This window comes from Pseudoduganella sp. UC29_71 (genome assembly GCF_042693265.1).
GTDB lineage: Bacteria > Pseudomonadota > Gammaproteobacteria > Burkholderiales > Burkholderiaceae_D > Rugamonas.
Genome location: NZ_CP170549.1, coordinates 5,205,429 through 5,229,429 on the forward strand (window position 1 = coordinate 5,205,429; position 24,001 = coordinate 5,229,429).

At 65.9% G+C, this 24,001-nt stretch carries 23 protein-coding genes and 2 pseudogenes; 14 read left to right on the plus strand and 11 right to left on the minus strand.

Features of this window, described 5'->3' with window-relative positions:
• Positions 1 to 349 precede the first annotated feature (349 nt).
• Positions 350 to 1,162 carry a hypothetical protein gene (locus tag ACFJI2_RS23070; RefSeq protein WP_377702078.1) on the plus strand — a complete coding sequence of 271 codons (813 nt, stop codon included), beginning with the start codon at positions 350 to 352 and terminating at the stop codon, positions 1,160 to 1,162.
• Between the two features lie 95 nt (positions 1,163 to 1,257).
• Here the strand turns inward: ACFJI2_RS23070 and ACFJI2_RS23075 are convergent, their stop codons facing one another.
• Entirely contained in the window at positions 1,258 to 2,346 is a 1,089-nt protein-coding gene (locus ACFJI2_RS23075; protein WP_107874161.1) for a TRAP transporter substrate-binding protein, read from the minus strand.
• Positions 2,347 to 2,418: 72 nt separating this feature from the next.
• Entirely contained in the window at positions 2,419 to 3,771 is a 1,353-nt protein-coding gene (gene pmbA / locus ACFJI2_RS23080; RefSeq protein WP_377702079.1) for a metalloprotease PmbA, read from the minus strand.
• A gap of 93 nt (positions 3,772 to 3,864) precedes the next feature.
• Here pmbA and yjgA point away from each other — a divergent pair, with 93 nt between their 5' ends.
• The 4 genes and pseudogenes from yjgA to ACFJI2_RS23100 all read left to right on the plus strand — a co-directional run bounded on the left by yjgA (position 3,865) and on the right by ACFJI2_RS23100 (position 6,070).
• Positions 3,865 to 4,470: a ribosome biogenesis factor YjgA gene (gene yjgA, locus ACFJI2_RS23085; RefSeq protein ID WP_132137916.1), complete on the plus strand. Its 606-nt coding sequence runs from the start codon at positions 3,865 to 3,867 to the stop codon at positions 4,468 to 4,470.
• On the plus strand, positions 4,460 to 5,095 hold the full coding sequence (mog, locus tag ACFJI2_RS23090; protein WP_377702080.1) for a molybdopterin adenylyltransferase: 636 nt from the start codon (positions 4,460 to 4,462) through the stop codon (positions 5,093 to 5,095). Before yjgA ends, mog begins: the two co-directional genes overlap by 11 nt.
• 9 nt (positions 5,096 to 5,104) lie before the next feature.
• Positions 5,105 to 5,774 (plus strand): annotated as a pseudogene (locus ACFJI2_RS23095) (alpha/beta hydrolase).
• A gap of 26 nt (positions 5,775 to 5,800) precedes the next feature.
• Positions 5,801 to 6,070, plus strand: a complete 270-nt coding sequence (locus tag ACFJI2_RS23100; RefSeq protein ID WP_377702081.1) for a hypothetical protein — start codon at positions 5,801 to 5,803, stop codon at positions 6,068 to 6,070.
• Positions 6,071 to 6,145: 75 nt separating this feature from the next.
• Here ACFJI2_RS23100 and ACFJI2_RS23105 read toward each other — a convergent pair whose 3' ends face one another.
• Positions 6,146 to 6,697, minus strand: a complete 552-nt coding sequence (locus ACFJI2_RS23105) for a carboxymuconolactone decarboxylase family protein (protein WP_377702082.1) — start codon at positions 6,695 to 6,697, stop codon at positions 6,146 to 6,148.
• A 615-nt stretch (positions 6,698 to 7,312) separates the two neighbouring features.
• Between ACFJI2_RS23105 and ACFJI2_RS23110 the strand changes: the two are divergent.
• Both ACFJI2_RS23110 and ACFJI2_RS23115 read left to right on the plus strand, forming a co-directional pair.
• Positions 7,313 to 7,399: pseudogene (locus ACFJI2_RS23110) on the plus strand (PEP-CTERM sorting domain-containing protein); the annotation flags it as partial.
• A gap of 66 nt (positions 7,400 to 7,465) precedes the next feature.
• A complete protein-coding gene (locus ACFJI2_RS23115; protein ID WP_377702083.1) occupies positions 7,466 to 8,788 on the plus strand; it encodes an aspartate aminotransferase family protein in 1,323 nt (440 codons plus the stop codon).
• A gap of 79 nt (positions 8,789 to 8,867) precedes the next feature.
• On the opposite strand, the gene ACFJI2_RS23120 is transcribed toward ACFJI2_RS23115, so the two are convergent.
• The 4 genes from ACFJI2_RS23120 to ACFJI2_RS23135 form a co-directional block, all read right to left on the minus strand.
• A complete protein-coding gene (locus tag ACFJI2_RS23120; protein WP_377702084.1) occupies positions 8,868 to 9,719 on the minus strand; it encodes a fumarylacetoacetate hydrolase family protein in 852 nt (283 codons plus the stop codon).
• Positions 9,667 to 11,016, minus strand: coding sequence for an MFS transporter (locus ACFJI2_RS23125; protein WP_377702085.1), 1,350 nt, complete (start codon positions 11,014 to 11,016; stop codon positions 9,667 to 9,669). The genes ACFJI2_RS23120 and ACFJI2_RS23125 overlap by 53 nt, the downstream gene beginning before the upstream one ends.
• A 178-nt stretch (positions 11,017 to 11,194) precedes the next feature.
• Complete coding sequence (locus ACFJI2_RS23130; RefSeq protein ID WP_377702086.1) at positions 11,195 to 12,592, minus strand: KamA family radical SAM protein; 1,398 nt, start codon at positions 12,590 to 12,592, stop codon at positions 11,195 to 11,197.
• The gene (locus ACFJI2_RS23135; RefSeq protein ID WP_377705889.1) at positions 12,589 to 12,660 is read right to left on the minus strand and encodes a microviridin/marinostatin family tricyclic proteinase inhibitor; all 72 of its coding nucleotides are present in this window, start codon (positions 12,658 to 12,660) and stop codon (positions 12,589 to 12,591) included. The genes ACFJI2_RS23130 and ACFJI2_RS23135 overlap by 4 nt, the downstream gene beginning before the upstream one ends.
• A gap of 151 nt (positions 12,661 to 12,811) precedes the next feature.
• On the opposite strand from ACFJI2_RS23135, the gene ACFJI2_RS23140 reads away from it, so the two are divergent.
• Positions 12,812 to 13,264 carry a cache domain-containing protein gene (locus ACFJI2_RS23140; protein WP_377702087.1) on the plus strand — a complete coding sequence of 151 codons (453 nt, stop codon included), beginning with the start codon at positions 12,812 to 12,814 and terminating at the stop codon, positions 13,262 to 13,264.
• A 34-nt stretch (positions 13,265 to 13,298) separates the two neighbouring features.
• The gene (locus tag ACFJI2_RS23145) at positions 13,299 to 14,990 is read left to right on the plus strand and encodes a methyl-accepting chemotaxis protein (RefSeq protein ID WP_377702088.1); all 1,692 of its coding nucleotides are present in this window, start codon (positions 13,299 to 13,301) and stop codon (positions 14,988 to 14,990) included.
• Positions 14,991 to 15,016: 26 nt separating this feature from the next.
• Here ACFJI2_RS23145 and ACFJI2_RS23150 read toward each other — a convergent pair whose 3' ends face one another.
• On the minus strand, positions 15,017 to 15,628 hold the full coding sequence (locus tag ACFJI2_RS23150; protein ID WP_377702089.1) for a DNA-3-methyladenine glycosylase: 612 nt from the start codon (positions 15,626 to 15,628) through the stop codon (positions 15,017 to 15,019).
• 161 nt (positions 15,629 to 15,789) lie between these two features.
• Between ACFJI2_RS23150 and ACFJI2_RS23155 the strand changes: the two genes are divergently transcribed.
• From ACFJI2_RS23155 to ACFJI2_RS23170, 4 genes are all read left to right on the plus strand, one after another.
• The gene (locus tag ACFJI2_RS23155) at positions 15,790 to 16,656 is read left to right on the plus strand and encodes an HDOD domain-containing protein (protein WP_377702090.1); all 867 of its coding nucleotides are present in this window, start codon (positions 15,790 to 15,792) and stop codon (positions 16,654 to 16,656) included.
• Positions 16,657 to 16,683: 27 nt separating this feature from the next.
• Positions 16,684 to 17,874 (plus strand): DUF2863 family protein, encoded by a 1,191-nt coding sequence (locus ACFJI2_RS23160; protein ID WP_377702091.1) that lies wholly within the window; start codon positions 16,684 to 16,686, stop codon positions 17,872 to 17,874.
• An 80-nt stretch (positions 17,875 to 17,954) separates the two neighbouring features.
• Positions 17,955 to 19,133 (plus strand): tetratricopeptide repeat protein, encoded by a 1,179-nt coding sequence (locus ACFJI2_RS23165; protein ID WP_377702092.1) that lies wholly within the window; start codon positions 17,955 to 17,957, stop codon positions 19,131 to 19,133.
• Positions 19,134 to 19,191: 58 nt separating this feature from the next.
• Complete coding sequence (locus tag ACFJI2_RS23170; RefSeq protein ID WP_377702093.1) at positions 19,192 to 21,183, plus strand: CocE/NonD family hydrolase; 1,992 nt, start codon at positions 19,192 to 19,194, stop codon at positions 21,181 to 21,183.
• 61 nt (positions 21,184 to 21,244) lie between these two features.
• Here the strand turns inward: ACFJI2_RS23170 and infA are convergent, their stop codons facing one another.
• Positions 21,245 to 21,508, minus strand: a complete 264-nt coding sequence (infA, locus tag ACFJI2_RS23175; protein WP_107874111.1) for a translation initiation factor IF-1 — start codon at positions 21,506 to 21,508, stop codon at positions 21,245 to 21,247.
• A 373-nt stretch (positions 21,509 to 21,881) separates the two neighbouring features.
• Here infA and ACFJI2_RS23180 point away from each other — a divergent pair, with 373 nt between their 5' ends.
• Positions 21,882 to 22,598 carry a hypothetical protein gene (locus tag ACFJI2_RS23180; protein ID WP_377702094.1) on the plus strand — a complete coding sequence of 239 codons (717 nt, stop codon included), beginning with the start codon at positions 21,882 to 21,884 and terminating at the stop codon, positions 22,596 to 22,598.
• 19 nt (positions 22,599 to 22,617) lie between these two features.
• Here ACFJI2_RS23180 and ACFJI2_RS23185 read toward each other — a convergent pair whose 3' ends face one another.
• Positions 22,618 to 23,028, minus strand: a complete 411-nt coding sequence (locus tag ACFJI2_RS23185; protein WP_377702095.1) for a hypothetical protein — start codon at positions 23,026 to 23,028, stop codon at positions 22,618 to 22,620.
• Positions 22,997 to 23,965 (minus strand): MBL fold metallo-hydrolase, encoded by a 969-nt coding sequence (locus tag ACFJI2_RS23190; RefSeq protein ID WP_377702096.1) that lies wholly within the window; start codon positions 23,963 to 23,965, stop codon positions 22,997 to 22,999. Before ACFJI2_RS23190 ends, ACFJI2_RS23185 begins: the two co-directional genes overlap by 32 nt.
• Positions 23,966 to 24,001: the final 36 nt, after the last annotated feature.

Here is a 24,001-nt window from a genome sequence, read left to right on the forward strand (position 1 = left end):
GGAGCCCGTCTGGGCAGATGATGGTCTCCTGATCCTAGCCAGGAGCCCGCCATGAACACGCTGCGCCTTTTCCCCTTGCTGCTGTGCCTGTCCGCTTGCAGCATGCCCTACCGCCCCGCGCAGTTCATGGAACCGGGCGCCACCTTCCCGGGCCTGGCCCATTTTGTCGCGCAAACACCCGGCCACCAGGTCGACGTGCTGCTGGTGCACGGCATGTGCACGCACGACGCCGGCTGGGCCGCGGAAACCGTGCAGCAACTGAGCGGCGCGCTGGCCGCCAACCTGCCGCGCCCGCCTGCCGCGTCGCGCGCGCGCCGCGCCCGGGCAGATCGAGATCATCCCGGCCACCGTGCCGGCCGGCGACGGCGCGATCCGCTTCCAGTCACTGATCTGGTCGCCGCTGACCACGCCGCTCAAGCAGCAGCTGTGCTACGACCAGAGCGAAAAATCCCCCATCTGCCAGGGCAGCCCGCCCTACGCGCCGCAGCGCGCCGGCATCAATGCCAGGGTGAAGGACCGGCTGATGGACGACTGCCTGCCGGACGCGCTGATCTACCAGGGCGAGGCGCGCGGCCAGATCCAGCAGCGCATGCGCGAGGCGGTGATGCGCGCCACGGCCAACGCGGCGCCGGATGCGCCGCTGGTGGTGGTCTCGGAAAGCCTGGGCAGCAAGATCCTGTTCGACACGCTGAGCGGCATGCTGGACGAAAACAGCGCCGCGCCGGACGCGAAGCGCGCCGCCGACGCCGCCCAGCAGACGCTGGACCGCATGGCTTACCTGGTGATGGCGGCCAACCAGATCCCCATCCTGGGACTGGCGGACCAGGGGCTGCCGGTGGAGATCGGCCGCCGCGCGCTGCCGCAGGACAGCCTGCAGCGGGTGCTGGAACGGCGCCGCAGCCGGAGCGCAGCAGCGGCGGCATCCATCGACGGCCTGACGCTGGTGGCGTTCACGGACCCGAACGATTTGCTGTCCTACACGCTGCAAAAGGAAAAATACGAGCGACCCGGCGTGGCGGTGCACAACGTGCTGGTGTCGAACGCGCGCACCTGGTTCGGGGCTTTCGAGAACCCCGTTGACGCCCATGTACGCTACCTGGACAACCCGGACGTGGGCCGCCTGATCGCCTGCGGCGAGCCGAAAAGCCCGCTCTGCCGCTGACGGAGCATGGCGGGCTACGCCATCGGTTTGCCAGCGGCGGGCGGGCCGGCGGGACCGTAGGGCGGATTAGCGCAACGCGCGTAATCCGCCATGGCTTACTTGCCGCGGCCGGCGCTGATGAGGAAGTTCTGCATCGTCGCTTCGGCCACCGAGGCCCACTGGTTCTGGTCCTGGCGGAACTTCTTCCACGGCTCGTAGATCTTGGCGAACTTGGCGTTCTTGGCCGCTTCTTCGTTCATGACGTCGGTCGCTGCCTTGTAGCAGGCATCCATCATGTCTTTCGGGAAGTTGCGCAGCTTCACGCCGCTCTTGAGCAGGCGCGCCAGCGCGGTCGGGTTGCGGAAGTCGTATTCGGCCTGCATCACCACGTGCGCTTCGTAGGAGGCGCATTCGATCGCGGCCTGGTATTCCTTGGGCAGCTTTTCCCATTCCTTGATGTTGACGTAGAACGAGAACGAGGCGCCCGCCTCCCACCAGCCCGGCGCGTAGTAGAACGGCGCCACCTTGTGGAAGCCCAGCTTTTCATCGTCGTACGGGCCGACCCATTCGGCCGCGTCGATGGTGCCCTTTTCCAGCGCCGGATAGATGTCGCCGCCGGCCAGCTGCTGCGGCACCAGGCCCAGGCGTTCCAGTACCTTGCCGGCGAAGCCGCCGACGCGCATCTTGGTGCCTTTCAGGTCGGCCACGGATTTGACTTCCTTGCGGAACCAGCCGCCCATCTGCGTGCCCGAGTTACCGCCCAGGAAGTTGATGATGCCGTAGCCCTTGAAGAATTCGCGGGTCAGTTCGCGGCCGCCGCCCTGGTCGTACCAGGCCGTGTGCTGGCGCGAGGTCAGGCCGAAGGGCACGGCGCAGTCGAAGGCGAAGGTCGCGTCCTTGCCGAAGTAGTAGTAGGAGGCGCTGTGGCCGCACTCGACGGTGCCGGCCTGCACCGCGTCCATCACCTGCAGGCCGGGGACGATTTCGCCGCCCGCAAACGAGCGGATGTTGAATTTGCCGCCGGTGAGCTGGGAGACGCGCTTGGTGAAGGTGTCGGCGGCGCCGAAGATGGTGTCCAGCGACTTGGGGAAGCTGGACGCCAGGCGCCAGTTGATGGTGGGCAGCGACTGCGCCAGGGCCGGGGCGGCGATCACGCCTGCGGTGGCGCCGACGGCGGCCTTGGTAATGAATGAACGGCGTTCCATACATTGTCTCCTAGGTTTTTTTAATATGCCGGGGACAGTGTATGGAAACGTGGGCAAGCTTGCAACGAAAAATTAGCTTCCTGCAACAACCATTTTTTCGATCAGGATGGAGCCGGTCTGCTTGGTGCCGCGCACCAGCACGTCCGAGCCGATGCCGACGATTTGCTGGAACATTTCCTTCATGTTGCCGGCAATGGTGATCTCTTCCACCGGGTACTGGATCACGCCGTTCTCCACCCAGTAGCCGGACGCGCCGCGCGAGTAGTCGCCGGTGACGTAGTTGGTGCCCTGGCCCATCAGTTCGGTCACCAGCAGGCCGGTGCCCATTTTCTTCAGCATGGCCACGAAATCGTCGTTTTTCTTCGTCAGCGAGGACGTCAGCGACAGGTTGTGCGAGCCGCCGGCGTTGCCGGTGGTTTTCATGCCCAGCTTGCGCGCCGAGTAGGTGGACAGGAAATAGCCCTGCACCACGCCGTCCTTGACCACGTCGCGGCGCTGGGTGCGCACGCCTTCCTCGTCGAACGGGGCCGAGCCAACCGCGCCGATGACGTGCGGGTCTTCCTCGATCTGGATGTGGGACGGGAACACGGACTTGCCCAGGCTGTCGAGCAGGAAGGTGGACTTGCGGTACAGCGCGCCGCCCGAGGTCGCTTGCACGAAGGCGCCCAGCAGGCCGGCCGCCAGCGGCGCTTCGAACAGCACCGGGCAGGTGCGGGTGTCGAGCTTGCGCGCGTTCAGGCGGGCCAGCGCGCGTTCGGCGGCGTAGCGGCCGATGGCTTCCGGCGCGGCCATTTTGGCGGCGTCGCGCACCGAGCTGTACCAGTCGTCGCGCTGCATCTTGGCGCCCTTGCCGGCAATCGGCGCCACCGACAGCGTGTGTCGCGAGTACGGGTAGCCGCCGATGAAGCCGCGCGAGTTGGCCGACACGAAGTGCGACTGCTGCACGTGCACGCCGGCGCCTTCGCTGTTGGTGATGCGCGGGTCCACCTCGAAGGCGGCCGCTTCGGCGCGCTGCGCCAGCGCCACCGCTTCTTCGGTGGAGATCAGCCACGGGTAGTACAGCTGCAGGTCGCGCGGGTTCTTCTCCAGCATGTCCTCGTCGGCCAGGCCGGCGCAGTCATCGTCGGCCGTGAAGTTGGCGATGTTGTAGGCCGCGTCCACGGTGGCGCGCAGCGAGGCGGCCGAAAAGTCCGAGGTGCTGGCGTTGCCGCGCTTCTGGCCGATGAACACGGTCACGCCCAAGCCCTTGTCGCGGTTTTGCTCGATGGTCTCGATTTTGCTCCTGCGCACAGAGACGGACAAGCCGCTGCCCTCGCTGATCTCGACGGCGGCATCGGTGCCGCCTTTCTCGCGCGCATACGCCAAAACGTCGCGTGCAAGCTGCTTCAATTGATCCTGGCTGTGGCTAAATGCGGAGTCGCTCATGTGGTGTTTTCTTCGGGTGACCGTTAAAACAGTTATCATAGCAGTCGTTTACAGTTTTTACAGGCCGGGTTCACGCCCTGCCTCACAGTTATCATGCCAAATGCAAACCGGGGCGCCGTCGGCTTCCAATCTTCCGAGTTCGAACAAGAATACGGCCGTCCATCCAAAACAGAACTCAAGCGCCAGTCCGACGCCCTGCAGGCGCTGGGCGCCGCGCTGGTGGAAGCCCCGCGCGACCGCGTCAAGCGCGTGCCGATGCCGGAGGACGTGAAAGAGGCCATCCTGACTTGCCAAACTATCACTAATCACGAAGGCCGCCGCCGCGCGATGCAGTTCGTGGGCAAGAAGATGCGCTCGCTGGACGAGGAAGAAGTCGCCGTCATCCAGCGCACCATCGAGGGCTGGAAAGGCGCCTCCAAGGCCGATACGGCCGCCATGCACGCGCTGGAACGCCGCCGCGACAAGCTGCTGGTGGACGACGGCGCGCTCACCACGCTGCTGTCGGAGAACCCGGAACTGGACGTGCAGCACCTGCGCACGCTGATCCGCAACGCCCGCAAGGAGCAGGCCGAGAACAAGCCGCCCAAGGCTTACCGTGAAATCTTCCAGATCCTGAAGCAGGTCGACGCCAAGCACCGCAAGGCCAAGGCCGACGATGCCGAAGGCGAGGACGAGGACAGCGAAGAAGATGGCGAGTGAGCTGAACGCGGGGAACGCGCCGACTGAGCTGGTCATTGGCCTGGTGTCGGTGTCCGACCGCGCCAGCGGCGGTGTGTATGAAGACAAGGGCCTGCCCGCGCTGCAGGACTGGCTGGCGTCCGCGCTGACCACGCCCTTCCGCGTCGAAACCCGCTTGATCCCGGACGAGCGCGCGCAGATCGAGGCCACGCTGGTGGAACTGGTGGACACGGCGCGCTGCCACCTGGTGCTGACCACCGGCGGCACCGGCCCGTCGCGCCGCGACGTGACGCCGGAAGCGACGCTGGCCATCGGCACCAAGGAAATGCCCGGCTTCGGCGAGCAGATGCGCCAGATCAGCCTGGCCTTCGTGCCGACCGCAATCCTGTCGCGCCAGACCGCCGTGATCCGCGAAACGCCGGGGGCCAACCCCGATCACGCGGCGCTGGTGATGAACCTGCCCGGCCAGCCCAAGGCCATCAAGGAAACCCTGGAAGGCCTGAAGGACGCCGACGGCAAGCAGCTGGTGGGCGGCATCTTCGCGGCCGTGCCTTACTGCGTGGACCTGATCGGCGGCCCCTACATGGAAACCAATCCGGCGGTCTGCAAGGCATTCCGCCCCAAATCGGCAATCAAGCCTGCCTGAGGATTTGCAATGACCGCACTGCTGGAAAACATCGAAATCGAATCGGGCACCAACCCGGCCGTGTCCATCATCTGGATGCACGGCCTGGGCGCCGACGGCAACGACTTCGTGCCCATGGTAAATGAACTGGACCTGGACGGACTGCCCGCCATCCGCTTCATCTTCCCGCACGCGAACACCATGCCGGTGACCATCAACAACGGCTATGTGATGCGCTCCTGGTACGACATCGTCCACACCGACCTGGGACGCCAGGAAGACGAACGAGGCCTGCGCACCTCGCAGGCTGCAGGTGGAGGCGCTGATCGCGCGCGAGAAAGCGCGCGGCATCCCGGCCAGCCGCATCATCCTGGCCGGCTTCTCGCAAGGCTGCGCCATGACCCTGCAGGCCGGCCTGCGCCATCCTGAAAAGCTGGCCGGCCTGATGTGTTTGTCCGGCTATGTGCCGCTGGCCGACAAGGTTGCCGCCGAGCGCAGCGAAGCCAGCGTGCAGACCCCGATCTTCATGGTGCACGGACGCATGGACCCGGTGATCCCGGTGGCGCGCGCCGAAGCCTCGCGCGACCTGCTGGTCAAGCTGGGCTACCAGGTGGAATGGCACGACTATTACATGCAGCACTCGCTGTGCCAGGAAGAGGTTGTGCACATCAGCGCATGGCTCAAGAAGGTCCTGGCCTAACCCCGCAGTACCACTGAAAGCAGAAAATGAAGAAAACCGGCATGGCAAAAAGCGACGCCAAGAAGTTGATGGGCAAAATGCTTGCCCCGGGCGCGGCCGGATTCGGCAACACCGAGGCGGCCGCGGTGGACAAGCGCGAACAGCGCCGCCGCGACCAGGCGCTGGGCCTCGTGCCCTTCGCCGTCAAGCTCAACAGCGACTTGGTAGCGCAGCTGCAAGCGCTCGCCAAAGACAGCGGCAAGGACCTCAACGAAGTCGTGGCCGACGTCGTCACGCGCGGCCTCGCCCCGCAATAAGCACGTAGGGCGGATTAGCCCGCAGGGCGTAATCCGCCAAGCCGCGCCGCCAAGCCCCGCCTCAAAACAGCTTCGCTACGGCAACGGCGCTACGCTCGACGGCGGCGGCGCCGTTTGCGCCGCATTCATCACCATCGCCAGGAACGTGTAATAACCGTTCAAGCCCATCAAATCCACCACGCCGTGCTCACCGAAGCGCGCCAATGCCGCGCTGTAGGTCGCGTCGCACACCCGCTTGTTCCGGTGCAGTTCAATGCAGAAATCATGCACCAGCGCCTCGTCGTCCATCATGGCTTCGGGCCGGCGGCGCGCGGCGATCGCCTCCACCATGGCCGGGCTGAGGCCCTCCTGCAACGCGATGGGCGCGTGGATCGCCCATTCCACCTGCTGGTCCCACTGCCGCGCCGTCACCAGGATGGCCAGCTCGGACAGCCGCGTGCCGATGGCGCTGCGGTAGCGCAGGTACTCGCCCATGCGCTGCGCACACTCCATCAGTTCAGGGCTGCGTATCAGCGGCACAAAGGGACCATACAGCGCACCACGCGGGCCGTCGATGATGGCCTGGGCTGCGGCCTGTTGCTGCGGCGTTAGCTGCGAGAAAGGAATGGGGCCGAGGCGAACTGTCATCAGGAAATAGTAGCAGCAAATTCGATGGGAATAGCGCGCACGATTGATTTTTTCGAGCAGCCTGAAGCTATCAATGTGCTATTGATGGAAGGGCAGTCCCAACCCTTCTTTTATAAAGGAGTCATTATGTCGTTATTTCTCAAGCGCATTGCAGCACCCCTTGCAGTTGCTGCCTGTCTGGGCATTGGCGGTAGCGCCAATGCAGGCGTGCTGACGTTCCAGGGGGTCACTTTCACGTCGTCCTTTATGGACAACGTACTGCGGCTGGAAATCGATGCCGCCAACCCCACCGGCGACTGGTCCACCGCCACCACGCTGGGCATGCTCGGCATCAAGGACGTCGGCTCATTCAGCAGCGTATCGCTGACCGCCGCGCCACCCGGTGGCCTGAGCTGGACGATCAACAACAATGAACTGTCCGCCAACGGTTGCGTCAACGGCGCGAATGCGATGAAGATTTGCGCATTCGGCAGCCACCTGGCGCTGACCGACGACATGGTGTTCGAGTTCACCTTCGCCGGCGGCACGCAGAACTTCACGTCGCCGCACCTGAAGGTCGGCATGTATGAAGGCGACAGCCCGGACAAGGTCGGCAGCCTGCTGTCGATGAACATCCCTGCCGTCCCCGAGCCGGCAACCTACGGCATGCTGTTGGCTGGCATGGCGCTGGTGGGAGCAGTAGCCCGCAAACGTAGTCGTTGAGCAATATCAACGCCCTTGGCTGCGGGGCGTTCTATCGTCGTTTCTCCACATCACCGTGAGGACGACATGAGCCACATTATTCACCGCAGCCTGCGTCACACGCCGCCGATAGCCGTCGGCGGCAAAGGCATCGCCATCCGCGACAGCCGTGGCAACACCTACCTGGATGCCAGCGGCGGCGCTGCCGTCTCCTCCCTGGGCCATGGCCATCCCGACGTGCTGGCCGCCATGCACGCGCAGATCGACCGCCTGGCCTACGCCCACACCGGTTTTTTCACCACGGAAGTTGCCGAGGAATTGGCCACGCGCCTGGCGTTCGATGCGCCGGGCGACCTGAACCACGTCTATCTCGTGTCCGGCGGTTCGGAAGCGATGGAGACCGCGCTCAAGCTGGCGCGCCAATTTTTCGTGGAGAGCGGCCAGCCGCAGCGCAGCGTGTTCATCGCGCGCCGCCAGAGCTACCACGGCAACACATTGGGCGCGCTGGCCCTGGGCGGCAATGAATTCCGCCGCAGGCATTTCGCGCCGCTGCTGATGGATGTGCGGCGTGTGTCGGCCTGCTATGAATACCGCGACCGCCTGCCGCAGCAGACGCTGGGCGACTACACGGCCTCGCTGCTGGCGGAACTGGAGGCCGAGATCCTGGCGGCCGGACCGGAGAACGTGATCGGCTTTTGCGCCGAGCCGGTGGTGGGCGCCACCGGCGGCGCCGTACCGCCCACGCCGGGCTACTTCAAGGGCGTGCGCGCGCTGTGCGACAAGTACGGCATGCTGCTGATCGCGGACGAGGTGATGTGCGGCATGGGGCGCACCGGCACACTGTACGCGGTGGAGCAGGAGAACGTGCTGCCGGACCTGGTGGCGCTGGGCAAGGGCCTGGGCGCAGGCTACCAGCCGATCGGCGCGGTGGTGGCGCGCGAGCACGTGGTGCAGCGCATCCGCGAGGGCAGCGGCGTGTTCCAGCACGGGCACACTTACATCGGGCACCCGGTGGCGGCGGCGGCGGCGCTGACGGTGCAGCGGGTGATCCAGCGCGACTGCCTGCTGGGCGCGGTGACGGTGCGCGGCGCGGCCTTCCGGCGCATGCTGAAGGACGCCTTCGGCAACCATCCGCACGTGGGCGACATCCGCGGCAGGGGATTGTTCTGGGCGCTGGAGCTGGTGCAGGACCGCGACAGCAAGCAGCCGTTCGCGCCGTCGGCGCGGGTGCACGCGGCGGTGAAGGAGGCGGCCATGGCGCGCGGGCTGATGGTGTATCCGATGGGCGGCACCATCGATGGCGAGCAGGGCGACCATGTGCTGCTGGCGCCGCCGTTCATCGCCACCGAGGCGGAGCTGGGCGAGATCGTGATGCGGCTGCGGGAGGCGCTGGCGGGGGCGCTGGCCTGAGCCGGCGGGTTACGCGCTGCGCGCTAACCCGCCCTACGGGGTGACGTGGCGCGAGATCTCGTAACCCGCCGCGGCGATATCAATACTGCTGGTACTCGATCACGTCCTGCTGCTGCTCGCCCAGGCCGGCGATACCGAGGCGCATGAAATCGCCCTTCTTCAGGAAGCGCTTCGGCTTGCGGGCATTGCCCACGCCGGGCGGGGTGCCGGTGGCGATCACGTCGCCCGGTTCCAAGGTCATGTACTGCGACAGGTAGCTGACGATGCGGCTCACCGAGAAGATCATGTTCTCGGTGCTGCCGGTCTGCATGCGCTTGCCGTTCAGTTCCAGGTACAGGTCCAGCTTGTCGATGTGGTAGACCTCGTCGCGCGTCACCAGCCACGGGCCGACCGGGCCGAAGGTGTCGCAGCCCTTGCCCTTGTCCCACTGGCTGCCCTGCTCCAGCTGGTACTCGCGCTCGGACAGGTCGTTGATCACGCAGTAGCCGGCGATATGCTTCTCGGCGTCCTTCTCGCTCACATAGCGCGCGCGGGTGCCGATGATGATGCCCAGCTCCACTTCCCAGTCGGTCTTCTTCGAGCCCTTAGGCAGCATCACCGGATCGTCCGCACCGGACAGGCAGGTGACGGCCTTCATGAACACGATGGGTTCCTTCGGAATCGGCAGGTTCATTTCGGCCGCGTGGTCGTAGTAGTTCAAACCGATGCCGATGAACTTGCCCACTTTCGCCACCGGCACGCCCATGCGCGGGTTGCCGCGCACCAGGGGCAGGTCCGCGTGCGGAATCTTGGACAGCTTCTTGATGGCCTTGTCGGACAGCTGTTCGGGGCCGATGTCATCGATCACGCCGGACAGGTCGCGCAGCTTGCCTTCATCATCAATCAGGCCGGGCTTCTCTTTGCCGGGACGGCCGTAACGAACCAGTTTCATAGTCTTCCTTGGAGTTGATAGCCGCCATTTTACCGGATCGCGCGGCAGCACCCCGGCGGCGCACCAGGAAGCGTATCAGCCCCGCCGCTTGCAGCAGCACCAGCACGCCGAACGCGGTGCGGTAGGCGATGGCGGGATAGTGCTGCGAGAGGTCCGGCCGCCACAGGCCGACGATGGCGCCGAAGCCGGCCTGCACGGCGAACGCGCCCAGGAAGATCAACAGGTTCAGGCAAGTGGACGCGCGTCCCGTGAGGCCCGGCGGCATGGCCTGCGCGACGATGGCGTACTCGATGCCGGTAATGGTGCCCACCAGTGTGAACAGCACCGACAGCAGCTGGTAGCTGGGCGCCCAGTCAACCACAAAGCCGCACTGGACGGCGACGTACAGCGCAATGCCGGCGGCGGCCACGCTGAGCGGCGCGATGTTCTTGCGCGCGGCCCATTCGGTGATCATGCCGACCGAGATGGCGCCAAAGATGACGGCCGCCATCCCGAGGTAGAGCAGCCAGGCGATGGCTTGCTGGTCGAAGCGCGCCACGTCGTTCAGCCAGCGCGCGATCCACAGGCCCTGGATGCCGAAGAACACCGCGTGCGGCACCAGCACCAGGCAGGCCGTTTCGCGGAACACGGGATGCGCGTACACCTCGGCCAGCATGCGCCGCATGGGCATGCGCTGCGGCTTGCGCTGGGCCTCGGTTGGCGTGGGCGCGAGCAGGTAGATCAGCAGCGCGATGATGGCGCAGCCGCCGGCCAGCGCAACGAACAGCCAGCGCCAGTCCACGTAGTGCAGCGCCAGGCGCACCGGCAAGGTGGCGCTGGCCGCGCCCAGGCCGCCGGCGGCGATCAGATAGCCCTGCACCGAAGGCAGCCTGGCCGGCGAGATCCAGGTGGAGATGGACTTCACGGCCGCCATGAAGCAGCCGGCCAGCCCGACGCCCATCAGCGCGCGCGCCAGCAGCAGCTGGTCCAGCTCGCGGCTGCCGGCGAAGGCCAGCGAGCCGGAGGCCGCCACGCACAGCATCAGGAACTGCACGCGGCGCGGGCCGTAGCGGTCCAGCGCCATCCCCACCGGCAGCTGCACCAGCGCGAAAGAGAAAAAGTAAGCGCTGGTGAGCAGTCCAAGCTGCGCCGGCGTCAGCGCCAGTTCCGCCATCAAGTGTGGCGCCAGGATGGCGTTCACATTGCGCAGCAGGCTGGAGATATAGTGGCCGAGTGCAAACGGCAGAAACACCAGAAAGAACACCTGCACGCCCGGCAGCGTCCCCGGCACGCGCACCCGGCCGATAACGGCCGGCACCCCATAATCCAGCCAGGAACGCGCGCGCAGCGGAACCGGCGCGCCACCGTAGGGCGGGTTAGGCGAAGCCGTAACCCGCCAAGCGCCGCCAGCGGCATCAGCAGCAGCAGCAGCAGCAGCGGCATCAGCAGCAGCATCAGCAGCGGCGGAATCCGCATCAGCCATGGCATCCTCTCCATCAGGCAGCATTGCTATGCGTGCCGCAGCCGGACGGCGGCAGCACCGCATCGCCGCGCGCGGAAGCCAGCCGGATCACCTTGCGCGGCGCCGCCTCCCCCTCCTCGAAGAAGAACCTCTCCTTGCCGAACGCCGGCACCAGGTCATCCATCCACGTCGCCGCCGGATCGAATTTCGCGTAAAACGGCTTGCGTACCCAGTCCGCATTGCGCGCCTGCAGGAACTGCAAGGCAAACACCTTCTCGCCCGCGACGGTGGCCACGCCGTCGATCACCACCTTGCCCGGGAACGCGCTCATGGACGGCCCGCGCACCGTGCGCGACAAGCCGGACACCATCTGGTAAGCCTGCTGGAAAATCTCGTGCGCGCGCGCCAGCGGCAACTGGAAATACTCGCGCGGCCCCGTGTCGCGCTCCACGAACATATAGTAGGGAATAGCCCCCAGCCGCACGCCGGTGGTCCACAGCTCGGCCCAGCTCTTCGGGTCCTCGTTGATGTGCCGGATCAGCGGCCCCTGCATGCGCAAGGTGGCGCCCGTGCCGACGATGCGCTTGACCGCCTTCTGCGCAATCTCCTGGCGCAGCTCCACCGCATGGTTGTAGTGCCCCATGATGGCCATGTTCTTGCCCGACGCGACCACCCGCTCGAACAGCCGCAGCAAATCGTCCGCATCCTTGTCCGACACGAAGCGCTGCGGCCAGTACGCCACCGACTTGGTGCCGATGCGGATGTTCTGGATATGCGCCAGCCCCGGCGCCAGCAGCGGCTCGATGAACTCGGCCAGCGAGCGCGTGTTCATGATGAGCGGATCGCCGCCGGTGATCAGCACGTCCGTCACTTCCTGGTGCTCGCGCAGATAGGCCGCCAGCTGCGTGGTTTCCTTCGCGTCGAACTTCATGTCGTCCATGCCCACGAACTGCGGCCAGCGGAAGCAGAAAGTGCAGTAGGCGTGGCAAGTCTGGCCCGCGCTCGGGAAGAACAATACCGTCTCCTTGTACTTGTGCTGCAAGCCTTTCAGCGGCGCGTCGTTCACGCGCGGCACGTTGTGCGTCATCTGCCCTGCAGGATGCGGGTTCATGCGCATGCGGATGCCGTGCACGTACTGCGCAATGGCCGCGTCGTCCTTCTTCACCAGCACCAGGTCGCGCAGGTGGGCGTACTCCTCCGGCGCCAGCATGTCGCGGTGCGGGAACACCAGCCGGTAGATCGGATCGTCCGGCACCTTGTTCCAGTCGATCAGTTGGTCCAGCACGTATTCGTTGGTGCGGAACGGCAGTACGTGCGACACCACCTGCGTCGCTTCGCGCAACTCGTCCGGCATCCATTCCCACTGGCGGGCCTGCTTGATGGTCTGGCGGGTGTAGGGCTTGAACTTCACGGGCACGGGGCTGGCGGTCATTGCGATCTCCTGTCTGATGGGAATTTCATCGTAGTTATCACAGGAAAACACGGATTGCCGTACATCAATTTGGACCCGGCTATTTTTCAGAAAGGGACAATTTTTTGACGCATCTGCATGGCAATAACATGACCCGCAGCAAGCTTGCGTTATCGCAATTCGGACTCCGCCTGCCGGACGTAAAGTATTCCGACACACAACCCAACCTGGAGGACCTCCATGAAACGCATCCTGATCGGCACCCTGCTGTGCCTCGGCACCGCCGGCGCCTGGGCCAGCACCGAGCCCACCGAAAAAGACGCCATCGCCATGGCCGAACGCGGCGCGGCCTTCATCAAGGCCAACGGAAAGGAAGAGATGATGAAGAAGATCAGCGCCAAGGACCCGGACTTCCTGCAGGGCTCGCTGTACGTGGACATGCGGGACATCAACACCGGCATCGTGCTGGCGCATCCGGTAAACCCCGCCATTGTCGGCAAGGACCTGACCGACGTGCCGGACGCCAACGGCAAGAAGTACCGCCGCGAGATCATCGAGCTGGCCGCCAGGAAGGGCAAGGGCTGGGTGGACTATATGTACAAGAATCCGGCCACCGGCAAGATCGAGCCGAAGACCACCTACATCCTGCGGGTGGGCGACGTGGTGCTGGAAGCCGGCATCTACAAAAAATAGCAGTAGCGGAGTGCACATTGCCGGGGAGGCTGCCATGCTGAACAAATTGCGGATCGGACCGAAACTGCTGCTGGCGCCCTGCCTGGTGCTGGTACTGCTGGTGGTCACCTCGGCCAGCGCTTACTACGGCATGGTGCGCCAGAACGCGTCGATGGAAAACCTGGTGCAGGTGCGCGCCGCGCGCCTGCAGGCGACCGCCGGCGTGATGGGCGACGCCAGGTTCGCGCACGCCAACATCTACCAGCTGCTGGCCTGGATCAACGGCAGCTTCGCGCAGGCGCGGCTGGACGCGCTCAGCGCGCAGATCAAGGCGCGCCACGCCGGCGTGGAAAAGCAGCTGGCGGCGCTGGCCGACGTGGCCGATCCGGCCGAGCGCAAGATCGTGGACGCGTCGGCGCAGGCATTGGCCGGCTACCGCAAGCTGGTGCTCGAGACCATGGAAATCTCCGCCATCGACCAGTCCATCGCCACCAATTCCATGGCCAAGGCCGAGGCCCAGTTCGTGCTGCTCAACGAGCAGCTGGGCAAGCTGGCCGCGCTGGAGAAGACGCTCAGCGAGCAGGCCCACGCGCAGGCGCGCGCCGATTTCCACGCGCTGGGCGTCACCATGGCCGGGCTGGTGCTGCTGTCGATCGCGCTGTCTCTGCTGGCCACGATACGGGTGCGCGCGGCGCTGCTGCGCGACATCCACGCCATCGGCAACGCGGTGCGCGAACTGGCCGCCGGCCGCCTCGCGCTGGGCAAGCGCAACGAAGGCCGCGACGAAATCGCCGACACGGCGCGCGCGCTGGACCAGACCATCGCCAAGCTGAACCAGACCCTGCGCACCGTGCTGGGCGCGGTGCAGTCGATCGACACCGCCTCGCACGAAATCGCCAGCGGCAATATGGACCTGTCCAACCGCACCGAGCGCCAGGCCGCGTCGCTGGAGGAAACCGCCAGCGCCATGCAGAACCTGACGCAGGCGGTGCGGCAGAACGCCGACAACGCGCGCCTGGCCTGCGAACTGGCGGCCAGCGCCAGCGGGCTGGCCAGCAAGGGCGGCGCGGCGGTGGCGCAAGCCGTCACCAGCATGGACAGCATACGGGCCAGCTCGCGCAAGATCGTGGAGATCATCGGCGTGATCGACGGCATCTCCTTCCAGACCAACATCCTGGCGCTGAACGCGGCGGTGGAGGCGGCGCGCGCGGGCGAATCCGGGCGCGGCTTCGCGGTGGTGGCGTCCGAAGTGCGCACGCTGGCACAGCGCTCGGCCGCCGCCGCCAAGGAGATCAAGGCACTGATCGCCGCCTCGGTGGCCACCATCGACAGCGGTAGCGCCTGCGTGAACCAGGCCGGCAGCAGCATGGACGACATCGTGGCATCGGTGCAGCAAGTGAACGACATCATCACCCGCATCAGCAGCGCCAGCGCCGAGCAGGCGCAAGGCATCACGGAAGTGAACCAGGCCGTGGAGCGGATTGACGACGTGACGCAGCAGAACGCCGCGCTGGTGGAACAGGCCGCCGCCGCCGCCGAAAGCCTGCAGGAGCAGGCCGCGCAGCTGTCGCTGGCGGTGGGCGTGTTCCAACTGGACGACGCGGGCGGGAGTGAGCAGCCCGCGCCAGCGGCGGCGCCGCACGGCGAGCGCCGCGCAGCAAGCAGCCCGATGCGCGAGCTGGCGGTGACGCAGCCCGCGCCGCGCCAGCGCCAGCGCCCCCCCGGCGGGTTACGGGCTGCGCCCTAACCCGCCATGCTCGCAAGCCGGCGGCGCTACCGGAACGGCCGGCTCAAAAAGCGCGACCCAGCCTCGCCGAAGCGCCACGGCAGCTCCACCGCCTTCGAGATGCCGATGCGCGGCCCCACGGCCACCACCAGCGCCGCCGCAGCCGCAGCTGCCCCGTGCCCCGTGCGTGCCTCCCACGCGCCGCGCGCCAGCAGCTCGAACGGCGGCGCGGTCAGCGCCTTGCCGTTGTGTTCCGTGCGCGTCACCCCCATCGCCTGGCACAGCTTGCCCGGCCCGGAACACAGCATGCGCACGTCCTCGCCGCCGCGCCGCACCCGCATCGCGTCCAGCCCCGCCAGCGGCTCGATGGCCCGGATCAGCACCCCGGCCCCGTGCCCCGGCTCGCGGCACACGAAATTCAGGCACCAGTGAATGCCGTGCGACAGATACACATAAGCATGCCCCGGCGGCCCGAACATGGCGGCATTGCGCGCGCTCGGGCCGCCAAAGGTGTGCGCGGCCGGCTCGGTCATGTCGTAGGCCTCGGTTTCCACGATGCGCCCGCCCACGCCGTTCACCAGCACCGTTACCCCGATGAGCTGCGGCGCCACCTCGTGCGAAGGTGCGCTAAAATCTATCCCGGCAATGAAAGTAGTCATAAGCACAATAGTAGCGCGCCCGGCCCGCTTGCGCCCGGTGCACAACTGCCAATGTTTCGTTCCGCCTACGCCGCATTTACATTTTTTTCTTGGAATTTTGCGCTACAGCAATGCTTAACAAGCGATAATCAGCAATTCGTGCGGACCCGCCCTTAACCATCATGACCACAGTAGCAGCCCCAGCCCCGGTAATCGCCTCCACGGTAGAAGACGCACTGCTGCGCTCGATCCGCATACCGCCGCGCCCCAGCCTGCTGGTCGATCTGCAACGGGAGCTGGCCGAGTCCGACCCGTCGCCGCGCCGCATCGCCCGCATCATCGGCAACGACGTCGGCATGTCCGGCGCGCTGCTGAAACTGGCCAATTCGCCCTTCTTCGGCGCCGCGCGCAAGGCCAAGTCGGTGGAGCAGGCCATCAATTTCCTCGGCATCAACCAGTGCGCCGCCCTGCTGACCGGGCTGCTGGCGCGCCAGGCCATCGACGGCAAGGACGGCAACCTGGACAGCTTCTGGGAAACCTCGGCGCGCCGCGCCCAGGCACTCGTGTTCACCTCCCGCAAGCTGCGCATCGCGCCGCCGGACATCGCCCACACCTTCGGCCTGTTTTGCGACATCGGCGTGCCGCTGCTGATGAGCCGCTTCCCCGACTACAAGGACACCTTCGCCATCGCCAGCCGCGACGCCGAGCGCAAGTTCACGCTGGTCGAGGACGCCCGCCACAGCACCAACCACGCCGCCATCGGCTGCCTGCTGGCGCGCAACTGGGGCTTGTCGCCGGACGTGTCCTGGGCCATCCTGCACCACCACGACTACGCCGTCATGAACGACGACGCCACCGACGACGCGGTGCGCTCGCTGGTCGCGCTCTCCGTGTTGGCCGAGAAAGGCATCCAGCGCTTCCACGGCTACGGCAGCTCGCTGGAATGGGACAAGGGCGGCGCCATCGCCTGCGCCCACCTCGGCCTGTCCGAGGACGAAACGGCCGACCTGCTCGACGAATTGCACGAAACCTTCCACACTGAACATTGAACACTAAACGCTCCATCAGCGCACAACATGCCTAAAAATAAGCGCCCCGCTCCCCGCAAGAACAGCACCCCACCCGAAGAAAAAGAAGAATTCCTGGCCGAGGCGCTGTGCGCCGCCGCGCTGGAACTCGCCGAACAGGAAGACGGCGAACAGCTGAGCGCCGAGCTGCGCCAGAAAGCCGCCGAGTTCCCGCGCCAAGTGCGCAAATACGTGCAGCAGAAGAAGGACGAGCTGCTCTACAGCGCCATCGAGCTGGCCCGCTTCGAGGACGTGGATGCCTACCGCCTGCTGCGTGAAACGGTGGAAGACGCCGCCGGCACCGTGCTGATCCGGCGCGAAGGCCAGCCCGACATCGAGATCAACGCCTTCGCCATTCCGGTGTTCGTGCACAGCACGGGCGGCCTGGTGCAGGCGCAGGAATTCCAGGACGAAGCCGCGTTCGAAGCACTGCTGCAAAGCTTCACCAAGGACGGCCTGGAAAGCCCCAAGGCCAGGGTGGTGCTGGTGCAGCACGCCTACGACCTGGACGAGATCGACCGCGTCAGCTACAGCCAGCTGAACGCCATGGTGCGCGAAGCGGCCACCTCCATGACGGAGAAGAAGATGCAGGCCGCGCCCGCGCTCGAGCGCAGCATGGGCGGCTGGGCCGCCACCGCCTTCGGCGCGGACGACACCGCGGTGGAGCTGCGCTTCCTGCTGGGCTTTGCGCTCAAGCGCGCCGACGACGCCTTCTACCACGCCCCGGAGGGCGAGCAGGAACAGGACGCGTACTACGCCGCGCGCATGGAGCGCTACCGCCAATGGACCCTCAAGGCCGCGCCGCTGGTGCAGCGCTGCCTGGCCGGCGCGCGCCCGCTGGAACTGAACTTCCTGTACCAGGACCTGTTCTACGGCGCCAAGGAGCAGGCCCAGTCCGAATACGCAATGCTGGACATGATGGCGAAACTGGGCCAGGCGCTGCAGGCGCATCCGGGCGCAGCCGCCGTCATCGCCCCGGCCGACGTGCGCGGCGACATGGTGCTGCGCGTGAACCTGTACGCCGCGCCGGGCGGGCCGGCCATCCTGTCGTGCGACAAGCCGATCGACCTGGGCTGCGACCTGCAGATGGAAGTGGACGACATCGCCGACGCGCTGGCCACCATCGGCCTGCACAGCGTGTCCGTGGCGCAGCAATTCGACGCCCGGAACCAGCCCGTGGACGCCCGCCCTCTGGCCTGAAGCGGCATGCGGCAGCGCCGCATAATTGCCGTTTGACAGTGACATGGCAGCCGAGGATACTTGTTTCATGGAGGTGTACCATGAAACGCTTTGCTGCCCTGCTCACATCCCTGCTTGCCTTCCAGCTGCTGACCGGCTGCGCCACCGTGGCGCCGCCACCGCCTCCGCCGCAGCTCTTCCACGACGAACTGTTCGGCCAGCCCGATGCCGACATCGGCGCCGACCAGATTTTCGCCCTCACCGACGAGATGAAGAAGTATGCGCAGACGCTGGCATTCTCGCGCGCCAAGCGCGAGCCGCAGCTGATCCTGTTCGACGCGCTCTACAAGCGCGACCAGCTCCAGCTTGAATACGACTCCACCATGACGCGCAACGCCGCCCAGACCTTCCAGGCGCGGCGCGGCAACTGCCTGTCGCTGGTGGTGATGACGGCGGCCATGGCGCGCGAAATGGACATGACGGTGCAATACCAGGCCGTCACCACCGACGAAACCTGGAGCCGCAGCGGCAACCTGTACTTCGCCAGCGGCCACGTGAACCTGGTGCTGGGCAAGCCGCGCATGAAGGACGTGCATAGCGTGGAACCCAACCAATTCATGGTGGTGGACTTCGAGCCGCCGGCCGAAACCAAGAACCTGGTGACCATCCCCATTTCGGAAAACCGCATCATCGCCATGTTCATGAACAACCGCGCCGCCGAGTCGCTGGCGCGCAAGGAATTGAACCGGGCCTACTGGTGGGCGCGCAAGGCCACCGTGGCGGACCCCACCTTCTTCAGCCCCTACAACACGCTGGCCATCGTCTACCAGCACCACGGCAACCTGCAGCACGCCGAGGCGGCGCTGCGCTACGCCCAGGTGCTGCAGCCGAACAACACCATCGCCATGTTCAACCTGGTGCAGGTGCTGGACAACCTGGGCCGTCCGCTGGAGGCGGCCGCGCTGCGCGAAGAGCTGGCGCGGCTCGATCCCTATCCGCCTTTCCACTATTTCAACCTTGGCCAGCAAGCCATGAAGGACGGCGACTACAAGAAGGCGCGCCAGCTGTTCGCGCGCGAAGTGGACCGCGCGCCCTACTACCACGAGTTCCACTTCTGGCTGGCGGTGGCGTCCTACTACCTGGGCGACATGAAAACCGCCGACAAGCACATGAAGCTGGCGATGGACAACAGCACCACGCGCAGCGACCACGACCTGTACGCGGCCAAGCTGGACCGGCTGAAGTTCCAGGAACGCCAGCGCAACGCCTATTCAAATTGACAAGATACGGACAGAGCGGGTTACACTGCCGGGCTCAGCCCCGACTTTGTGACCGCCCATGACCGCACTGCGCTCCCCACTTTCCGCCCTGGCCTTCGGCCTGCTGCTGGCCTTCGGCCCGGCCCATGCCGCCACCTCGGCCGCCTCCGCCGCCCGCGACGACGCCCCCGCCGCCCCGGCCGACACCTACTCGCTGCGCGAGCACTACACCAAGTACGAATACCGCATCCCCATGCGCGACGGCGTGCGCCTGTTCACCACTGTCTACGTGCCCAAGGACAGCTCCAAACGCTATCCCTTCCTGATGCAGCGCACGCCCTACAGCGCCGGCGTGACGGTGGACGAGAAGCTGCGCTACGGCGTGGATTTCTACCCCAAGCGCATCGGCCCGTCGCGCGAGTTCGAGACCAGCGGCTACATCTTCGTCAAGCAGGACGTGCGCGGCCGCTTCATGTCCGAAGGCAAATGGCAGGAAATGACGCCGCACGTCAACGCCAAGCGCCAACCGGGCGAAGGCAACGAAAGCCAGGACATGTACGACACCGTGGAATGGCTGCTGAAGAACGTCCCCAACAACAACGGCAAGGTCGGCATCCACGGCATCTCGTATCCCGGCTTCTACACCTCGGCCAGCATCATCGACTCGCACCCGGCCATCAAGGCCGCCTCGCCCCAAGCGCCGGTGACCGACCTGTACATGAACGACGACTCCTACCACGGCGGCGCCTTCATGCTGGCCGCCAACTTCGACTTCTACGCCGCCTTCACCGAAGAGCAGAACCCGACGCCGCTGCCGGCCACCTGGACCGACTTCGACTACGGCGTGAGCGACGGCTACGACTTCTTCCTGAAGCACCGCACGCTGGAAAAAATCGGCGCCACCATGAGCGACAAGCAGCGCGCGCTGTTCTGGCCCAACGTCGAGCACAGCACCTACGACGCCTTCTGGCAAAGCCGCAACATCGCGCCGCACCTGAAGAACATCAAGGCCGCCGTGCTGACGGTGGGCGGCTGGTTCGACGCGGAAGACCTGCAAGGCCCGTTCACCACCTACCAGTCCATCAAGCGCAACAACGCCGGCATCTACAACGGCCTGGTGATCGGCCCGTGGGTGCACGGCGGCTGGGCGGTCGACGAAGGCAAGCGCATGGGCCACGTGCGCTTCGACGCCAAGACCTCGGACTACTACCGCCAGCACATCCTGCTGCCCTTCTTCGAGCAGCACCTGAAGGACGAAAAAGGACCGGCCGCGCCCAACGTGCGCGTGTTCGAGACCGGCAGCAACGTCTGGCGCAGCTACAGCGCGTGGCCGCCGCAGCAAGCCAGGGCGCGCACGCTGTACTTCGGCCCGAACGGCACGCTGGGCTGGCAGCAGCCGGCCACGCCGGCGGCCATGAGCGGCGCCGGCTACGACGAATACGTAAGCGACCCGGCCAGGCCGGTGCCCTACATCGGCTACCCGGCGACCGGCGTGCCGAAGGAATACATGGTGTCCGACCAGCGCTTCGCCGCCTCGCGGCCGGACGTGCTGGTGTACCGCAGCGAAGCACTGGAAGAGGATGTGACGGTGGTGGGCACGGTGTCGCCGAAGCTGTTCGTCTCGACGACGGGCACCGACGCCGACTGGGTAGTCAAGTTGATCGACGTGTATCCGGACGACTATCCGAAGCAGGAAGCGGGCAAGGAAACGGGCAAGGAAGAAGAGCACGACGTGGGGGCGCCGCAAGTGAACATGGCGGGCTACCAGCAGCTGGTGCGCGGCAACCCGCTGCGCGGCAAGTTCCGCCACGGCTTCGAGAAGGGCGAGCCCTTCGTACCGGGCAAAGTGGAAGCGCTGAACTACAGTATCGGCAACGTCAACCACACCTTCCGGCGCGGCCACCGCATCATGGTGCACGTGCAAAGTTCCTGGTTCCCGCTGGTGGACCTGAACCCGCAAACCTTCATGGACATCCCGCGCGCCAAGGCCGAGGACTTCAAGAAAGCCACGCAGCGCGTCTACCACGCGCCCGGCATGGCCTCCGGCCTCGCACTGCAAGTCCTGCCGTAAACGAGCTGAGCCGCATTCGGGGTCAGACCCCGAATGCGGCTCAGCTCGATGGGCGCGCGGTTTAGCGGCGGCGCGGGAAGCCTTGCGCGGGCGCCGGGCCGCGCTTTTCGATGTGGCGGAAAATGATGCGGCCTTTGGTCAGGTCGTACGGCGACAGCTCCAGCGTCACCTTGTCACCCGCCAGGATGCGGATGTGGTTCTTTTGCATTTTGCCCGAGGTGTAGGCGATCAGCTTGTGGCCGTTGTCCAGGTCCACGCGGAAACGCAGTTCCGGCAGCGCTTCGGACACGACGCCACTCATTTCGATCAGTTCTTCTTTAGCCATGCATTTACTCCTGTGTGGGCGCAGCTGCGCCAATTCGGGGGCCAACGGGGGAGGACGGGAGGCGGGAAAAAAAAAGCCCGCTTGCTGCGGGCTTCGTTTCAATGTATTGCCAATAATGCTACAATCGCTGCTTGGCCCGTGCTATCTGCGCGGTGCCGGAGCTTTGGACGCCCATGCTATCTGCGTGGTGCCTCCAATGTGTAAACCGACTATCGTATCCTTGAACTACAATCCCCTCCGGCCTGATGAGCTTCGCTGCTTTACACATGCGGCACCGGCTGTCCCGTAGGGGGCGGCGGGGTTCAGAACTCCACCGAAGAAGCAAGTGTAACACAGTTTTGTGCGCCGCACAAAATTAATTTCAGAAAGATTTATGAGCACCTCCGACCTGCCTTACCGCGCCACCACCGCCGAAGCCTGCGCCTGGCTGGCGCAGCAGACCGCCACGCCCTGGACGCTGGCGCAGCTGATCGAGCATGAACTGACGCCTTATGTATGGCTGGACTACGATCCGGCCTACCCGGACCTGTTCGGCGACGCCAACGGCGGCTACGCGGCGCCCATCTTCTACGAGGGCGATACGCAGCGCCTGGCAGCCGGCAGCGAGGACGTGCTGATCACCATCACCAAGGACGCCTACAAGATCGTCACGCGCCTGCCCGAGCCGGGCTTCCGGCGCGCGCTGGACGAACTGCGCTTCCAGAAGAAGGACCTGGAAAAGCTGGCGGGCCGGCTCAGGCACGAGGCCGAAGAAGTGGCCAGGCCGCCCAAGGTGGAAGCGGCGCGCGAGTCGCAGTTCGGCATCTCCAAGGCCGAGGTGCTGGCCGCCTTCGGCCGGCTGGCCAAGCTGGACCTGGACAAGGCGCTGGACGACGCCATCGGCATCTTCGGCGACGACGGCGCGCGGGTGAAGGCCAGCGCGAAGAAAGCCAAGCGCAACGCGGTGTGGAATCCCGTCACGCTGGCGCTCGGCCTGCACGACGTGTACGGCGTGCCGATCGGCTCCCTGAAGCGCGCCTTCAAGTCGCACGACTTCCTGTACGACTGGCGCGGCGACTGGGAACAGTCGCTGGCCCTGCTGGGCAAGTAGCGCGCAGGCAGCCGGCCGGCTAGCGCACCAGCAGGCGGCGCAGCTGGGCGGCCTGGTAGGCGCCGAAGGTATCGCTGAACAGGCAGCGGATCAGCGGATCGTCGACCGCGTCGGCCTCCGCCAGGTCGCGCTCGGTGGCGGCATCGAACGCGGCGTCGTTGATGCGCATATACATCGACGTCAGCGACTCACCCAGTTCCAGCGCGGCATACAGCTTGGCCGCAGGGATGTCCGTGGTCCAGCCCAGCGGCGCGCTGCCTGCATCGGCGTGGGCGCTGCCGTCGGGTTCGAGGCGGTAGCGGAACTGCGTGCCCTGCCCTTCGTGGTCATAGACTGTCAGCTGCCAGATGCGCGTCTGCTCGAAATAGTCGGAGCCCGCTTCCACGTCGCCGTACTTTTCAAGCAGGCCCGCGCGGCAATAGTCCATCACGCGCGCGCTCTGCTGCGCCGTCAGCGGGGGCGAAATGGCGGGCGATGTCGGCGGTGCGGGGCGGGGCGGCGTTGCCCTCGTACTGGTAATCCACGTCTTGCTCGCCGACCGGCACGATCCAGGCCAGCGGCGGCGCGGCGCGCAAGCCGTGCGCGTCCAGCAGCACCGACACCGAAGGATTCAGGCGCACCACCTGCGCCTGCGGCAGCGCCTCGCTCACTTCCTGCGTGAACTGGCGGTAGCTGATCGGGAAGAAGGCGCGGTTGTACCAGGACCACGGCTCCTGCAGGAACTGGCAGGAACTCGGCACCACGTAGCGCGGCGCAAGCACCTTGAGCTGCGCGATCCATTCTTCCGGCAGTGCGGGCGGCGCGGCGGCGGAGCGCGAGGGCTGCAGCACCTCGATCTCGCGCATGGTCTGGAAAGGCCACAGCACCATGTCCCACGGGCCTTCGTGCGCCAGCTGGGCCAGCGTGGTGTCGTCGATCCAGGAATCGACCACGTTCAGCACATTCATGCCGGCCGCCCTCACCTGGAACATGGTATCCACGTCCGCATCCATCGCCTCGCGCGGCACCACTTCAAAGGGACCGACGCGCACCGGCACGTTCAGCTGCAGCTGCTGCACATGGGTGAAGCCGAGCTGGCGCACCATGTCGAACAGTTCGTCGAAGATGCAGTAGATGTACAGCGGCGTGGCGCGATCCAGCAGGTCCAGGCTCTCCAGCGAACAGTGGTCGTCGTGGAAGTGGGAAATGAACACCGCCGCGTAGCGCTGGCGGCGGATCAGGTCCTCGTCGAAGCGTACGTCGGGAAAGGCGTGGCAGTTGCGGCTGAACGGGTTCTCGAAGATGGTGTCAAATGCGATGCTGGTGCCGTCGCATTCGAACACATAACCGGCGTGCAGAATTCTGGATATTTTCAATGGCTTGCTCATGCCGCATTCTACAGCGCGCCGGGCGCCGCTATCTGA

Excerpts from the sequence above, each read along its gene's own strand:
- ACFJI2_RS23075 (WP_107874161.1), bottom strand. The coding sequence starts at position 2,346 with ATGGAACGCCGTTCATTCATTACCAAGGCCGCCGTCGGCGCCACCGCA.
- pmbA (WP_377702079.1), bottom strand. The coding sequence starts at position 3,771 with ATGAGCGACTCCGCATTTAGCCACAGCCAGGATCAATTGAAGCAGCTT.
- yjgA (WP_132137916.1), top strand. The coding sequence starts at position 3,865 with ATGCCAAATGCAAACCGGGGCGCCGTCGGCTTCCAATCTTCCGAGTTC.
- mog (WP_377702080.1), top strand. The coding sequence starts at position 4,460 with ATGGCGAGTGAGCTGAACGCGGGGAACGCGCCGACTGAGCTGGTCATT.
- ACFJI2_RS23100 (WP_377702081.1), top strand. The coding sequence starts at position 5,801 with ATGAAGAAAACCGGCATGGCAAAAAGCGACGCCAAGAAGTTGATGGGC.
- ACFJI2_RS23105 (WP_377702082.1), bottom strand. The coding sequence starts at position 6,697 with ATGACAGTTCGCCTCGGCCCCATTCCTTTCTCGCAGCTAACGCCGCAG.
- ACFJI2_RS23115 (WP_377702083.1), top strand. The coding sequence starts at position 7,466 with ATGAGCCACATTATTCACCGCAGCCTGCGTCACACGCCGCCGATAGCC.
- ACFJI2_RS23120 (WP_377702084.1), bottom strand. The coding sequence starts at position 9,719 with ATGAAACTGGTTCGTTACGGCCGTCCCGGCAAAGAGAAGCCCGGCCTG.
- ACFJI2_RS23130 (WP_377702086.1), bottom strand. The coding sequence starts at position 12,592 with ATGACCGCCAGCCCCGTGCCCGTGAAGTTCAAGCCCTACACCCGCCAG.
- ACFJI2_RS23140 (WP_377702087.1), top strand. The coding sequence starts at position 12,812 with ATGAAACGCATCCTGATCGGCACCCTGCTGTGCCTCGGCACCGCCGGC.
- ACFJI2_RS23145 (WP_377702088.1), top strand. The coding sequence starts at position 13,299 with ATGCTGAACAAATTGCGGATCGGACCGAAACTGCTGCTGGCGCCCTGC.
- ACFJI2_RS23150 (WP_377702089.1), bottom strand. The coding sequence starts at position 15,628 with ATGACTACTTTCATTGCCGGGATAGATTTTAGCGCACCTTCGCACGAG.
- ACFJI2_RS23155 (WP_377702090.1), top strand. The coding sequence starts at position 15,790 with ATGACCACAGTAGCAGCCCCAGCCCCGGTAATCGCCTCCACGGTAGAA.
- ACFJI2_RS23160 (WP_377702091.1), top strand. The coding sequence starts at position 16,684 with ATGCCTAAAAATAAGCGCCCCGCTCCCCGCAAGAACAGCACCCCACCC.
- ACFJI2_RS23165 (WP_377702092.1), top strand. The coding sequence starts at position 17,955 with ATGAAACGCTTTGCTGCCCTGCTCACATCCCTGCTTGCCTTCCAGCTG.
- ACFJI2_RS23170 (WP_377702093.1), top strand. The coding sequence starts at position 19,192 with ATGACCGCACTGCGCTCCCCACTTTCCGCCCTGGCCTTCGGCCTGCTG.
- infA (WP_107874111.1), bottom strand. The coding sequence starts at position 21,508 with ATGGCTAAAGAAGAACTGATCGAAATGAGTGGCGTCGTGTCCGAAGCG.
- ACFJI2_RS23180 (WP_377702094.1), top strand. The coding sequence starts at position 21,882 with ATGAGCACCTCCGACCTGCCTTACCGCGCCACCACCGCCGAAGCCTGC.
- ACFJI2_RS23190 (WP_377702096.1), bottom strand. The coding sequence starts at position 23,965 with ATGAGCAAGCCATTGAAAATATCCAGAATTCTGCACGCCGGTTATGTG.